Origin of the sequence: Streptomyces sp. NPDC002602, from assembly GCF_042889445.1 — a bacterium.
Classification (GTDB): domain Bacteria; phylum Actinomycetota; class Actinomycetes; order Streptomycetales; family Streptomycetaceae; genus Streptomyces.
Genome location: NZ_JBIAQX010000004.1, coordinates 627,823 through 641,002 on the forward strand (window position 1 = coordinate 627,823; position 13,180 = coordinate 641,002).

Sequence of the window (13,180 nt, forward strand, 5' to 3'; positions counted from 1 at the left end):
ACCGTCCGTTTAATGTGGGGGAGAACGAGATGAACGCTGCGCTGCTCGCGGCAGCCCTCCTGGTTGGGTGCCTCCTGGCCGTCCAGGCGTCGGTCAACCTGCAACTGAACAAGGCCGTGGGAACCCCTTACGGCGCCTCCACGGTCCAACTGGGCGTGGCCGCCGCACTCCTGGTGGTCCTGGCGGCAGTGACCGGCTCACTCGGCGCACTCGGGAAGCTCCCCGGCGTCGAGTGGTGGCATCTGCTGGGCGGCCTGGCCAGCCCCCTCTACATCACCAGCGCCATCCTGCTCTTCCCCCGGCTGGGAGCCCTGGCCTCGGTCGGGCTGTTCGTCACGGGGCAGATGTTCTCCTCCTTGGTCCTCGACCTGGGCGGCCTCCTCGGGCTGGAGAAGAAGGACCTGAGCCCGGGCATCGCGCTCGGCGCCCTCGCGGTCCTCGCGGGCATCATCGTGATCATCCGGGGACAGCAGACGACCGCCCCGCCCGGAGCCCCGACGATGTCGGGCCCGGGCCGAACCGGATGGATCGCCCTGGGCATCGTCGCCGGCGGTGTACTCCCGGTTCAGGGCGCGGTCAACGCCGAGCTCCGGCATGGTCTGGGCGCCCCGATCACGGTGGCGGCCTTCAGCTTCACGGTGGCCGCGCTCACCATCGCCGTCGTCCTGCTGGTGCTGCGCCTGACGGACAAGACCCCCAAGCCGCAGTTGGCCCCACTGAAGGCGATGCCCTGGTGGGGCTGGCTCGGCGGAGCCTGCGCCGCGGGCTACGTCACCGGCACGTTCCTGCTGATCCCCGAGATCGGCGCCGCGGTGACCGTCGGGCTGACCGTGACCGGCCAGCAGCTGACCTCCGCCCTGATCGACCACTGGGGCATGTTCCGGCTGCCGACCCGGGTGCTGAGCGTGCCGCGTCTGACGGGACTCGGCCTGCTGCTCGCCGGATCGCTGGCCATCCAACTCGCCTGAGCTCGCGCTCGTACGACCCTGAGAGAGAAGGCTGTTCCTCGTGGAGACCTACGCCGTAGGGCCCGAACTGCACGCCCTGCCCTCTGCACTGCCGATACCCGGCTCAGGCCTGCAACCGGTCAACGCCTACCTGCTGCGCGGTGAGCAGCCGATGCTGGTGGACACGGGCATGCCCGTGGACCGGGACGCGTTCGAAGAAGCCCTGTGGTCCCTGGTGGACCCCGCCGATCTGCGGTGGATCGCCCTCACCCATGACGACCGGGACCACACCGGGAGCCTGGCACGGATACTCGACCGCGCTCCCGGCGCCAAGGTCGTCACGAACGGGATATCACTCACCCGGCTGTCCGAGGAATTCGAGATCCCGCGTGAGCGGGTGGTGACGGTGAACTCCGGGAGCCGGATATCGATCGGTGACCGGACCGTCAGCTTCCACCGGCCTCCCACGTTCGACTCGCCGGGCACGCTCGCGGTATTCGACCACGAGGCCGGCACGCTGTTCAGCTCGGACAGTTTCGGCACCGTCATGCCTGAAACCGTGCAGCACGTCGGTGACGCCGACGTCAAGGAATTCTTCGAGGGCTTCGACGTCCTGAACCGGGCGATCGCCCCGTGGACGGCCCTCGTCGACCCGGAGAAGTTCCTCCGCACCGTCCAGGCGGTGTCCTCCCTCTCCCCGGCCCGGCTGCTGTCCGCCCACGGACCGACGGTGGAGGGCCGGATGGTCACCTCCCTGATGGAGTCCATGGCCCGCATCCCGTTCCTGCCGGCATGGCTCCCGGGCGCGGACGTCGACCTCGACGCCGCCTTGGACGCGCACGGCGCCCGAGCCGCCCCCTGACCGTCCGGGCCCTCGACTCCCCGCCACCGTCGAGCTCTCGAACCTCGGCAGCGACCGCTGAGCCCTGAACCACCACTCCACACTTCCTCGACACCCCTCGGAGCCACCGTTGACCATCGCACCCCTGACACCGCCGCCGGGCGTCATCACCGTCTTCTCGGACATCTGGTGTTCGTTCGCGCACATCGCCATCCACCGTCTGCACGCCACGCGCAAGCGGCTCGGACTCGAAACCCAAGTCAGCTTCGACCTGCGGGCCTTCCCCCTTGAGCTCCTCAACGACGCGCCCAGCCCCCGCCCCGGAACCGACAGCGAGGTGGGCCGGATGGCCAGTCTGGAGCCCGCGGCCGGCTGGCAGCTCTGGCAGGCCAAGGACTGGCTCTACCCCTCCACCATGCTGCCCGCGCTGGAGGCGATCCAGGCCGCCAAGGAGCAGTCCCTCGCGGCGTCCGAACAGCTCGACCTCGGCCTGCGGAAGGCGTTCTGGGCCGAGTCGCGGTCCGTCAGCCACCGCACGGTCATCCTGGACGTGGCCGCGCAGACCGGTGTCGTCGACGTGACGGCGCTGGCGGAGGCCCTGGACGACGGCCGTGCCCGCAGCAACCTCTCCGGCCAGACCGCGATCGCCCGTACCGAGGCGGTCAGTTGCAGCCCGCACCTGTTCCTGCCCGACGGCAGCGACTGGGCCAACCCCGGGATCGACGTGCGCTGGGAAGGCTCCTACGGCGTCGGCTTCCCGGTGATCGAATCCGACGACCCGATGATCTACGAGGACCTTCTCCTGGCGACTGTCACGGCCTGACACCGCGGCCGGACGAACGCGGCGTGAGGCACACCCCCGCCGCACCACCACTTGCCCCTACCGACCCTTGAGTAAGGACCTCTGATGCGTTACACGACCTTCGGACACCGGACCGGACTGCGCGTGTCCGAGTACGCGCTCGGCACGGCGAACTTCGGCACCCGCTGGGGCGCCGGCGCCGAGCCGGACGAGGCACGCCGCATATTCGACCGATTCGCCGAAGCGGGCGGCACATTCCTCGACACCGCGGACACCTACCAGTTCGGCGAGTCGGAAGAGCTGACAGGGAAGTTCATCTCCGCCGACCGGGACCACTTCGTCCTGGCCACCAAGTTCACCCTCGGTGCCACACCGCAGCCGACTGTCTCCAAGACGGGAAACAGCCGCAAGAACATGGTCGCGTCGGTGCAGGCCAGCCTGAAACGCCTGGGTACCGACTACATCGACCTGCTCTGGGTGCACTTCCCCGACGAGCTCACGCCCATGGACGAGATTCTGCGTGGGCTCGACGACCTGGTGCGGTCCGGCAAGATCCACTACGCTGCCCTGTCCAACTTCCCCGCCTGGCGTGCCTCCCGGGCGGTGACCCTCGCGGACCTGAAGCACTGGGCACCGATTGTGGGAATCCAGAACGAGTACAGCCTCGTCGAGCGGACTGCCGACCGCGAGCTGCTGCCGATGGCCGAGAGCCTCGGACTCGGCGCCGCCCTGTGGTCCCCGCTCGGCGGCGGACTGCTCACCGGAAAGTACCGCCGCAGCACCAAGGGGCGCCTCACCGACCTGGGGGCGGTCATCCACACGGAGAACACCGCCCAGAAGACCGCCGTCGTCGATGCCGTCCTGGCCATCGCCGAGGAGATCGGCGTGACGCCGGCCCAGGTGTCGGTGGCCTGGGTGCGGGAGCGTGCCGCCCGGGCCGCGACCTCGCTCATCCCGGTCATCGGGCCGCGCGACCTCACCCAGCTCGATCACTACCTGGGCGCTCTGGACGTCCAACTGACCCCCGAGCAGTTCGCCCGCCTGTCGGAAGTCAGCGCGGTGCCCCTCGGAGTTCCCCACGAGGCGATCGCCGGATCCCTGGGCAGCATCCAGGGGGGCAACACCAGCCGCGTCATCACCCCGGTCGCACCGGTGGGCTGACGCCCCCCCGCATCGGCGAGGGGCTCCCTTCGGGCCGCCTACATGACGTAGGTGTCGAGATCATCGGCCTCGACGATCCCCGGCGGCGAGCCGCCCTCCCGCAGGGGGCGTGACGTAGCGGGTCGCAAGGGCTTCGGACAGCATCCGACCAGGTCACCGTCGGTCAGCGCGGCCCGACCCACCCGTCGAGCAACTCGCGCGTCGTGGTGATGGTGGCGACCAGCGCCAGCGCGTTGCGGATCACCTCGGCGGTGTACGCCGCGGGTACCCCGGTGATCGCGTCGGACGGGACCACCACCCGGTAGCCGAGGTTCACGGCGTCGAAGACGGTGTTGGGGATCGCGATGTTCGAGGAGACCCCGGTGACGACGAGGGTGCGGACACCGAGGTTGCGCAGCAGGGCATCCAGGTCGGTGCCGGCCATCGGGGAGAGCCCGTGGAGCCGGCGCACGACCAGGTCCCGCTCGGCCACCACGATGGGGGCGGCGATCTCGACCGCGCGGCTCCCGCTGAGTTGGCGCACCGGGAGCTTGCCGGCGGCCCGGAAAAGCCGGGCGTTGGCGTTGGCACCGAGCCCGTCCGCCCGCCGCTCCGCGACGGCGTGCAGCACCTGTACGCCCGCTCCCCGTGCGGCGTCGACCAGCGCGGCCACCCGGTCCAGCATCCCCGAGTCGCGGGCCTCCTTGGCCAGCTCGGGCAGGGCGCTCTCCTCGCCGACGACGCCGTTCTGGCATTCGACGGTGAGCAGCGCGGTGGTGGCGGGATCGAATTCCGGCATGGCTCCCCCTGGCGTGACGACCGAAGAGCCCGCATGATTCCTGACACACAGTCAGATGTGAAGGGGCGCGGGACGGATGGACGAGACACGCGTGGACCGGACGCAACGGCGGGGCCGCCGCATCATGATGACCGACGTGGAGGTGGACGCCTTCCTGCGCGAGCAGCGCACCTGCCGGGTGGCCACCGTCTCCCCGGACGGACGCCCCCACGTCGGAGCCCTGTGGTTCGCATGGGACGGGAGTTCCCTGTGGTTGTACTCGATCACGCGCAGCCGCCGCTGGTCCGACCTGCGCGAGGACCCTCGGATCTCGGTGGTCGTGGACGCGGGCGAGGCCTACGACGAACTGCGCGGGGTCGAGCTGTCCGGCAGTGCGGTCTTCGTGGGCGAGGCTCCCCGCACGGGAGAGCCGTGCCCGGAGCTGGCGGAGGCCGAACGCCTCTTCCCGGTGAAGAACTTCGGGATCGAGGAGATGCCGCACGACGGGCGCCACGCCTGGATACGACTCACCCCGGAGTCGATCGTCTCGTGGGACTTCCGCAAGCTCTAGAGCCACGCTCCGGGCCGCACGTGGCGGTCCTACAGCGTCGAGGCGGTCGCCTTGAGGGCCCCGACGACGGTCCTACAGCGTCGAGGCGGTGGCCTTGAGGGCTTCGACGGCGGCCCGGACGGAGGGCCGCCGGTCGGCGTCCGCCCGCCAGACGACGTACACGTGCCGGCGGACGGCGTCGCTCACCGGCAGCAGTCGCACCCCGGACGGGACGGGGCCGCGCCCCAGTCGGGGGGTCACGCACACGCCGAGTCCCGCTTCGACGAAGGCCAGTTGGGTGTGGTGCTCCTCGGCGATGTGCGCGATGCGGGGCTCGATGCCGATGCCGCGCAGGGTGAACACCAGCCACTCGTGACAGAACTGGCCCTCGTTCCAGGAGATCCACTCCTCGTCGGCGAAGTCGGCCAGCGAGACCAGGGAGCGCCCGGCGTGCCGGTGACCGGCCGGCACCGCGATGTCGACGGAGTCCTCCAGCAGATGGCAGCGGGTGAGCTCGACGGGCACCGGCATCCGCTTGTTGTGCCAGTCGATGGCCAGCGCCAGGTCGAGATCGCCGCGCACCACCGCGGCCATGCTCTCCCCCGGCTCCTGCTCCCGCACCCGGGTACGGAGGTCGGGGTGCCCCGTGCGCAGCGCCGTCAGCGCCCCGGGCAGCAGTCCGCGCATGGCGGTCGGAAAGGCTCCGATCTGCAACTCCCCCACCGCACAACCACGTTGGGCCTCGACCTCGGCCTGGGCGAGTTCGACCTGGGAGAGGATCCGGGCCGCGTGGTCGGCGAGCAGGCGCCCGGCGTCGGTCAGCCGTACCCCCCGCCCGTTCTTGGCCAGCAGCGGCTGACCCACCTCCCGCTCCAACTTGGCCATCTGCTGGGAGACCGCGGACGTGGTGACGTGCAGCCCGTCCGCCGCGCCGCCGACCGAGCCGTGGCGGGCGAAGGCATCGAGGGTGCGCAGGCGCTCCAGGTTCAACATGTAAGCAATGCTACGACGAGAGCCCCACGTATTCTCGCTTGTTCTAATGCGTCGGACGGCACAGAGTAAACCCATGAGCGCACCCACCACCCCGAGACCGGCCGCCGAGGCCCTCCCCGATCCCCTGCCGATCACCGCCGCCGCACCGCCCGCCCCTCGCCGGGGCGGCCTCGACTGGCGGATCCGTTTCGCCGTCCTCTCGGCGATCTGGGGCTTCAGCTTCCTGCTGATCAAGGTGGGCACGGAGGCCTACGCCCCGTTCCAGGTCGCTCTCGGCCGGGTCGCCTTCGGCGCCCTCGCGCTGCTCACGGTCCTGTTGCTGCGCCGTGAGCGGCTCCCCCGGGGTCGGCGGACCTGGGCCCACCTGACGGTGGCGGCGCTCCTGCTCAACACCGCGCCGTTCTCGCTCTTCGCGTACGCCGAACTGAGCATCCCCTCCAGCCTGGCCGGCATCTGCAACGCGACCTCCCCCCTGTGGGGCATGGCCCTCTCCCTGGTGGCCCTGTCCGAGGACCGCCCCACCCGCCGCCGGTTCGCCGGGCTGGGCCTCGGCTTCCTCGGCGTGCTCACCGTCCTCGGAGCCTGGCAGGGCTTCTCGGGAGTCGACGCCACGGGCACCGCGCTCGCCCTGCTGGCCTCGCTCTGCTACCCGATCGGCTGGATCTACGTCCGCCGCACCCTGGCCGGCACCCCCGGCTCGCCGGTGGCCCTGACCGGCGCGCAGCTCGGCATCTCGACGGTTCAACTGCTGCTGGTGAGTGCCCTGTTCACCTCGGCGCCCCACTCGTTCCCGCTCTGGCCGACCCTGTCGGTGATCGCCCTGGGCGCCCTCGGCACCGGATTGGCCCTGCAGATGCAGTACGGGCTGGTGACGGAGGTCGGCCCGACCACCGCACAGATGGTCACCTACTTCATCCCCGTCATCGCCACCACGGCGGGCGTCCTGGTCCTGGGCGAGCAGCTCCACTGGAACACCCCGGTCGGCGCGGCCATCGTCCTGGCCGGCGCGGCCCTCACCCAGACCCGCGCCCCGAAGCCCCCCACCAAGACCGCCCCCACCGGCTCCGCCCCCGCGCCAACCAGCCAGGTCAGCCCCGCCACAACCGCCCCCACCCCAACCAGCCCCGCCGGCTCCGACCCTGCCCCAACCAGCCAGGTCAGCCCCGCCACAACCGACCCCACCCCAACCAGCCCGGTCGGCTCCGCCCTCGACACCGCCCTCCCCACCACAACCGACCCCGCCCCAACCAGCCCCGCCGGCGTTTGAGGCGCGGGGGTCCGGGGGCGGAGCCCCCGGCAACGGCGCCGCACCCGCCCACCGACCGAACGGCGCAACGGCCGGGGCCGGGCCGACCACCGACCCGGCCCCGCACCCCGCACCCCGCCCCAACCCCCGGCGGAGCACCCGGCGGAGCACCCGGCGGAGCGCCCCGCCTCAGTCGAAGCGCCCTCCCACCGCCGGCCGCACCGCGTCGGCCACCGCGTCCGCCAGCCCCGCCACCTCCGCCGCCCCGAGCCCGGACACGGTGATCCGCACCCCGGGCCCGCTCTCCACCCGGAACCGCGCCCCCGGCGCCACCGCCCAGCCCGCCCCCAGCAGCCGCGCCACCGCCCCCGTCTCGTCGGCGACCGGTACCCACACGTTCATCCCGCTGCGCCCGTACGCCCGCACCCCGCGCCGCTCCAGGGCCGCGACGAGCCCGTCCCGCCGTTCCCCGTACGACCGCGCCACGGCGGGCGCGTCCACCGCGCCCGTGGTCCACAGTTCGACCACCGCGTACTGGAGCAGCCGGCTCACCCAACCCGGCCCCAGCCGCTGCCGTCCCCTCACCCGGTCCATCGTGACCGTGTCTCCCGTCAGCACCGCGAGTCGCAGGTCCGGCCCGTAGGCCTTGGCGGTGGACCGGACCAGCGCCCAGTGTCGGGTGAACCCGCCCAGGCACTGCAACGGCAGGTCCACGATCCCGTGTCCGTGGTCGTCGTCGAGGACCAGCACCTCCGGGTGGAGGGCCAGCAACTCCCGCAGTTCCCCGGCCCGGTGCGCGCTCACCGCCGCGCCCGTCGGGTTCTGCGCCCTGGCCGTGACCACCAGCGCTCGTGCCCCGTCCGCCAGGGCCCGCGCCACCGCCTCCGGCCGCGGCCCCTCGTCGTCCACGGCGACCGGCAGCACCCGCAGCCCCAGCGCGGGCGCCAGGTCCAGCACGCTCCCCCAGCCCGGGTCCTCCACGGCCACGGCGTCGCCGGGGCGCAGGTGGGCGGCCAGTACGCGTTCGATGCCGTCGAGGGCGCCCGAGGTGAGCCCGACGGGCCCGGCCGGCACCCCGTCGGCGTCGAGGCCGGCGCGGGCGAGGGCCGCCAACTCCGGGGCTACCGGGTCGGTTCCGTACAGGGTGGGCGTCCGCGCGTACCGTCGGGCGGCGGCGGCCAGGGCTCCCTCCAGCGAGGGCAGCAGCGAGACGTCCGGGTTGCCCGAGGCGACGTCGCGCACGCCGGGCGGGATGTCCATGCGCAGCGCGTCGCGGGGCGCGCTCGCCGGCCGCGACCTGACGCGGCTGCCGCGTCGGCCGTCCGTCTCGATGACCCCGCGCTCGCGCAGGGTCCGGTAGGCGGCGGCCACGGTGTTCGGGTTCACCCCGAGCACTCCGGCGAGCTCCCGCATCGGCGGCAGCAGCGTTCCCGGGGGGAGCGCGCCCGATCCGATGCCCGTTTCGACACTGGCCGCGATGTCCGATGCGCGACGCCCTACGATCCGATAGTCTCCTAGCACAAACCACATTATGCACTAGTACAACGGAGTTCGCATCATGAACGCCACGCCCGCCACCGAGCCGACCGAGCCGACCACGCCGACCGCCGCGCGGACGACCGCGCAGTCGACCGCGCGGACGAGCTCCGCGTACGAACCCACCGACCGCACCGTCCCGACGCGTTCCCGGGACCGGGCACGCTACGACCACGAGACCGTGCACGCGATACTCGACCAGGCCTACGTCTGCCACCTCGGCTTCGTGCGCGACGGCGCGCCGGTGGTCCTGCCCACGCTGTTCGGCCGGATCGGCGACGCCCTCTACCTCCACGGCTCGACGGGGTCCCGCCCGCTGCGAGCGGCGGGGAAGACCGATCCGGGTCTGCCGGTCTGCGTGACCGTGACGCACGTCGACGGCCTGGTGCTGGCCCGGTCGGCCTTCCACCACTCCCTGAACTACCGCTCGGTGGTCATCCACGGCACCGCCCACCAGGTCACCGACGAGCAGGAGTGCCGGAAGGCGCTCGACGCCCTGGTCGACCAGGTCGTGCCCGGCCGGTCCGCCGACTGCCGGCCCCCCACGGCCAAGGAGCTCGCGGCCACCGCCGTGATCCGGCTGGACCTGACCGAGGTGTCCGCGAAGCTGCGAACGGGCGGGCCGAGCGACGACGCCGAGGACCTGGGCCTGCCCTTCTGGTCGGGCGTGGTCCCGGTCGCGCCGGCGTACGGGACGCCGGTCCCGGCCGCCGACCTGACCCCCGGCGTCGCCGTCCCGGACTACCTCGCCGCGCTCTGAGCCACCGGGGCGGGCCGGACCACCGGACCGCCCACCGGCCTCCGCGCCTCGGCGACGATCAGCGCCCCGACGGCCGTCAACAGCAGTACGGTGCCCAGGATCACGGCCCCGGTCAGCCGTTCCCCGAGCACCAGAACGGCGATCGCCGCCGCGCTCACCGGCTCGATCAGCATGATCACCGACACCGTGGCGGCCCGTACGGCGGCGGCCCCGTGGAAGTAGAGCGCGTACGCCAGCGCCGTCGGCACGGTGGCCACGTACACGAGCAGCCAGAGCACCCGACCGAGTTCGGCGGTGTGCGGGAGCAGACCTTCCACAGCGGCGAGCGGCAGCAGGCACACCGTGCCCACCGCCACCGACCACGCGGTGGTGACCAGCGGGTCCCCGCCGGCCCCGCGCTGCCCGAGCCGGCGGGCCCGCAGGGTCATGGCGGCGTAGCCGGCGGCCGACAGCAGCGCCCAGCCGACGCCGATCGGCCGCACCTCGCCGCCGCCGCTGCCCAGCACCAGCACCGCCAGCCCGGCCAGCGCCCCGCCGACGGCGACGATCCCACCGCGTCCGAGCCGCTCGCCCATCCAGTACCGGGCGCCGACCGTGATCAGGACGGGCCCGGCCCCCAGGGTGACCACGGTTCCGACGGCCAGACCGGTTTCCCGCACGGCCGCGAAGTACGCGGCCTGGAACAGGGTGAACATCAGTCCGGTGGCGATCAGCGAGCCGGCCGAGGGCCTCGGCAGGACGGTCCCGCGGCGACGGACCGCGAGGACGGCGAGCAGGACCACGAGCCCGCCCGCGCACCGCCAGAACGACAGGGCCAGCGGTCCGAGATCACTGGCGAGGAACAGCAGCGAGGCGGCCGCCCCGGCGGTTCCCCAGGCGGCTCCGGCGACGACGAGGGAGAGAAGACTGCGCCCGGCGACGGGCGAATGGTTCGACACGTGTGACTCCGCGCATGCGTGAAGGATGAAGGAAGGGGGTCATCGCTTCGCGGGCAGCGCGAACCCGCCCGGGAACTCCCCGGGGCGGGGCACTCGTTCGCTCGAAGGCCGCCCGCGCTAGGCGGCGGGAGGCGGAAGCACGGTCGAAGGCATGCTCGGAACCCTAAGCCTTGGCCGTCTCGCGGTCCAACACGGCCGGGTCGGCCGCCGCCGGCGGGGTGGGCCGCGCGGACTGCGCGATGAAGGCCCCGCCCAGGACCAGGGCCCCGCCCGCGATCTGCCAGGCGGAGAGGTGCTCGCCCAGCAGCACCCAGGCCAGGACGGTCGCGATGACCGCTTCCAGGCAGGCCACCACGCCCGCCACCTGCGGCGAGAGCCGGCGCACCGAGACGACCCCGGTCAGGTACGCGAACACGGTCGCGATCAGCACGACCCAGCCGAGCAGCACCACCGCCGGGACCGTCGTGTCGCCGAGTGCCGCGTCGGAGCCGAGTACCGCCCAGTCCATCCGCCAGGGCCGGGCGATCACGGTCATGACCAGCGCGCCGACGATCATGCCGAACGCGATCACGCCCAGCGGGTCGGGGACGTCGTCCCCGTCGGTCCCCTGATCCGCGAACACGAAGTAGAACGCCTGGCAGCAGGCGGCGGCGAGGCCCAGCAGCACCCCGAGCGGGTCCAGGCTCAGTCCGGCCCAGATCTCCACGACGCACGCCAGCCCCACGACGGCCACCGCCGCCCCGGCGGCGGCCGCCCGGGTCACCGGCTTGCGCTGTACGAAGCGGATCCAGCCCAGTAGCAGGGCGGGCCCCAGGTACTCCAGCAGGAGTGCCACGCCGACGGGGATCCGGGACAGGGAGGCGAAGTAGAAGGCCTGCACACCGGCGACGGCGATCAGTCCGAAGCCGGCCAGCAGGAACGGTTTGCGACGCACCAGGTCGCGATGGCGCCAGGCCAGGGGGGACAGCACGAGCGCCGCGCCCGCCACCCTCAACCAGACCACGTGCAGCGGGTCCAGACCCGCCTCGATCAGCGGCTTCGCCGCGACGCCCGAACCACCGAACGCACACGCCGAGACGAGGGCGAGGCCCAGTCCGGCGTTCTTCCCTGACGCTTGCATGGCCACATGATGACAGGAGCCGTCAGGACCGTCATCGACATGACACCTGTTGAGACGCACCCGACACCCACCCCGGTCCGACCCGCCCTATCTGACAGGTCGTCAGTATTGAATGTTCCGCCCGCCGGGGCTACCTTCCGCCGCACGTACCCGACGAGAAGGGGTGGTCGCATGGCCGAAGTCACCGCGGAATCACGCATCGAGGCGCCCGCCGCGAAGCTCTGGACGCAGCTGACGGACTGGGACGCGTACGGCCAGTGGAGCATGACCCACACCAACTTCCCGAAGGGCGGACCGGAGACCCTGGCGGTCGGATCGACCTTCGCGGAGAACATGAAGATGATGGGCTTCCCGGCCGAGGTCCTCTGGACCGTCTCGGAGCTTGAGGACGAGCGCCTCTTCGCCATCACCGGCAAGGGCCCGATGGGCGTGGCCGTCCTCACCCGGTACACCCTGATCCCGGACGGCGGGGCCACCACCGTCCGGATCGACGGCGAGTTCACCGGGGCCGCCGTGTCGTTGATGGCCGGCAAGCTCAAGGACTCGGCCACGGCCGCACTGAACGAGTCGCTGCGCAAGCTGGCGGGCCTGGTCGCCTGACCCGCACCCCCGCCGTGTACGCCGAGCCGGTACGCGCGAGGGCGCGCCCCGCGGGAGGATTCCCGCGGGGCGCGCCCTCGCATGGCGTCGACCGAGCCGGCACCGGCCGAGCCGGCACCGGGCCGACTCAGCGCTCGTCGACTCAGCCCTCGTCGACTCAGTGCTCGTCGACTCAGTGCTCGTCGGCCAGGATCAGGTAGAGCTTCTTGCGTGCGTCGTTGATGACCCCGAGCGCCTTCTCGCGCTGCTCGGGCGTGCCGGTCTTGAAGACCTGCCCGAAGGCTTCCATCAGGCCGACTCCGGCCGTCCGAACCTCGTGCATCGCCTCGAAGTCGAAGCCCCGACCGGCGTCCGCCCAGGGGGCGTCCGGCCCCGACTCGGCCTCGGTGCGGCCGGCGTCGGTGAGCGTGAACAGCTTCTTGCCGCCCTCGCTCTCGTTCGTGATGAGGCCCTCGTCCTCCAGCAGTTGCAGGGTCGGGTAGACCGAGCCGGGGCTGGGCTTCCAGGCCCCTCCGCTGCGCTCCCCGATCTCCTGGATCATCTCGTAGCCGTGCATCGGCCGGTCCGCGAGCAGCGCCAGGATGGAGGCGCGCACGTCACCCCGCCGCGCCCGACCGCGCGGTCCGCCGCGCCCGCCGCGCCCTCCGAAGGGTCCGCCACCGAAGGGCGGTCCGAACGGGCCGAAGGCGGCGCGACGCCCGCCGAACTCCTCCCGACGGTCCGGCCCGCAGTGGCCGTGGCCCCGTCCGTGCTCGTGGCCGTGGTCGTGTCCGTGCTGTCCGTGTGAACGCATGACCGCGCTCCTTTCGTCATCGAGTGTTCTCGCCGTCCGACCCGATGTCCGACGGCTTCGATGTCTCCACTATCACTGATCGCTCGCGATGCGTCAACGATATATCGGAAACTTCTCGACGACAGAGCCAGGTACC

At 72.2% G+C, this 13,180-nt stretch carries 14 protein-coding genes; 8 read left to right on the forward strand and 6 right to left on the reverse strand.

Features of this window, described 5'->3' with window-relative positions:
• Positions 1 to 29 precede the first annotated feature (29 nt).
• The 4 genes from ACFYW3_RS15945 (at position 30) to ACFYW3_RS15960 (ending at position 3,751) form a co-directional block, all read left to right on the forward strand.
• A complete protein-coding gene (locus ACFYW3_RS15945) occupies positions 30 to 968 on the forward strand; it encodes a DMT family transporter (protein ID WP_389386564.1) in 939 nt (312 codons plus the stop codon).
• 40 nt (positions 969 to 1,008) lie between these two features.
• Positions 1,009 to 1,809: an MBL fold metallo-hydrolase gene (locus tag ACFYW3_RS15950; RefSeq protein WP_389386565.1), complete on the forward strand. Its 801-nt coding sequence runs from the start codon at positions 1,009 to 1,011 to the stop codon at positions 1,807 to 1,809.
• Between the two features lie 109 nt (positions 1,810 to 1,918).
• The gene (locus tag ACFYW3_RS15955) at positions 1,919 to 2,611 is read left to right on the forward strand and encodes a DsbA family protein (protein ID WP_389386566.1); all 693 of its coding nucleotides are present in this window, start codon (positions 1,919 to 1,921) and stop codon (positions 2,609 to 2,611) included.
• An 84-nt stretch (positions 2,612 to 2,695) separates the two neighbouring features.
• Entirely contained in the window at positions 2,696 to 3,751 is a 1,056-nt protein-coding gene (locus tag ACFYW3_RS15960; protein WP_389386567.1) for an aldo/keto reductase, read from the forward strand.
• Between the two features lie 163 nt (positions 3,752 to 3,914).
• Here ACFYW3_RS15960 and ACFYW3_RS15965 read toward each other — a convergent pair whose 3' ends face one another.
• Positions 3,915 to 4,529 (reverse strand): cysteine hydrolase, encoded by a 615-nt coding sequence (locus ACFYW3_RS15965; RefSeq protein WP_389386568.1) that lies wholly within the window; start codon positions 4,527 to 4,529, stop codon positions 3,915 to 3,917.
• Positions 4,530 to 4,620: 91 nt separating this feature from the next.
• Between ACFYW3_RS15965 and ACFYW3_RS15970 the strand changes: the two genes are divergently transcribed.
• Positions 4,621 to 5,079: a pyridoxamine 5'-phosphate oxidase family protein gene (locus ACFYW3_RS15970; RefSeq protein ID WP_389386600.1), complete on the forward strand. Its 459-nt coding sequence runs from the start codon at positions 4,621 to 4,623 to the stop codon at positions 5,077 to 5,079.
• A gap of 72 nt (positions 5,080 to 5,151) precedes the next feature.
• On the opposite strand, the gene ACFYW3_RS15975 is transcribed toward ACFYW3_RS15970, so the two are convergent.
• Positions 5,152 to 6,051 carry a LysR substrate-binding domain-containing protein gene (locus ACFYW3_RS15975; protein WP_389386569.1) on the reverse strand — a complete coding sequence of 300 codons (900 nt, stop codon included), beginning with the start codon at positions 6,049 to 6,051 and terminating at the stop codon, positions 5,152 to 5,154.
• A gap of 73 nt (positions 6,052 to 6,124) precedes the next feature.
• Between ACFYW3_RS15975 and ACFYW3_RS15980 the strand changes: the two genes are divergently transcribed.
• Positions 6,125 to 7,318 (forward strand): EamA family transporter, encoded by a 1,194-nt coding sequence (locus ACFYW3_RS15980; RefSeq protein ID WP_389386570.1) that lies wholly within the window; start codon positions 6,125 to 6,127, stop codon positions 7,316 to 7,318.
• Between the two features lie 168 nt (positions 7,319 to 7,486).
• Here ACFYW3_RS15980 and ACFYW3_RS15985 read toward each other — a convergent pair whose 3' ends face one another.
• Complete coding sequence (locus tag ACFYW3_RS15985) at positions 7,487 to 8,818, reverse strand: aminotransferase class I/II-fold pyridoxal phosphate-dependent enzyme (RefSeq protein WP_389386571.1); 1,332 nt, start codon at positions 8,816 to 8,818, stop codon at positions 7,487 to 7,489.
• Between the two features lie 37 nt (positions 8,819 to 8,855).
• On the opposite strand from ACFYW3_RS15985, the gene ACFYW3_RS15990 reads away from it, so the two are divergent.
• Complete coding sequence (locus ACFYW3_RS15990; RefSeq protein WP_389386572.1) at positions 8,856 to 9,593, forward strand: pyridoxamine 5'-phosphate oxidase family protein; 738 nt, start codon at positions 8,856 to 8,858, stop codon at positions 9,591 to 9,593.
• On the opposite strand, the gene ACFYW3_RS15995 is transcribed toward ACFYW3_RS15990, so the two are convergent.
• Together ACFYW3_RS15995 and ACFYW3_RS16000 are read right to left on the reverse strand one after the other, a co-directional pair.
• A complete protein-coding gene (locus tag ACFYW3_RS15995) occupies positions 9,575 to 10,531 on the reverse strand; it encodes a DMT family transporter (RefSeq protein ID WP_389386573.1) in 957 nt (318 codons plus the stop codon). The two genes, ACFYW3_RS15990 and ACFYW3_RS15995, sit on opposite strands and share 19 nt — an antisense overlap.
• A 163-nt stretch (positions 10,532 to 10,694) precedes the next feature.
• Positions 10,695 to 11,651, reverse strand: a complete 957-nt coding sequence (locus tag ACFYW3_RS16000; protein ID WP_351762391.1) for an EamA family transporter — start codon at positions 11,649 to 11,651, stop codon at positions 10,695 to 10,697.
• Positions 11,652 to 11,822: 171 nt separating this feature from the next.
• On the opposite strand from ACFYW3_RS16000, the gene ACFYW3_RS16005 reads away from it, so the two are divergent.
• Positions 11,823 to 12,251, forward strand: coding sequence for an SRPBCC family protein (locus ACFYW3_RS16005; RefSeq protein WP_351762394.1), 429 nt, complete (start codon positions 11,823 to 11,825; stop codon positions 12,249 to 12,251).
• Between the two features lie 172 nt (positions 12,252 to 12,423).
• Here the strand turns inward: ACFYW3_RS16005 and ACFYW3_RS16010 are convergent, their stop codons facing one another.
• Entirely contained in the window at positions 12,424 to 13,044 is a 621-nt protein-coding gene (locus ACFYW3_RS16010) for a PadR family transcriptional regulator (protein WP_078999660.1), read from the reverse strand.
• Between the last annotated feature and the right edge of the window lie 136 nt (positions 13,045 to 13,180).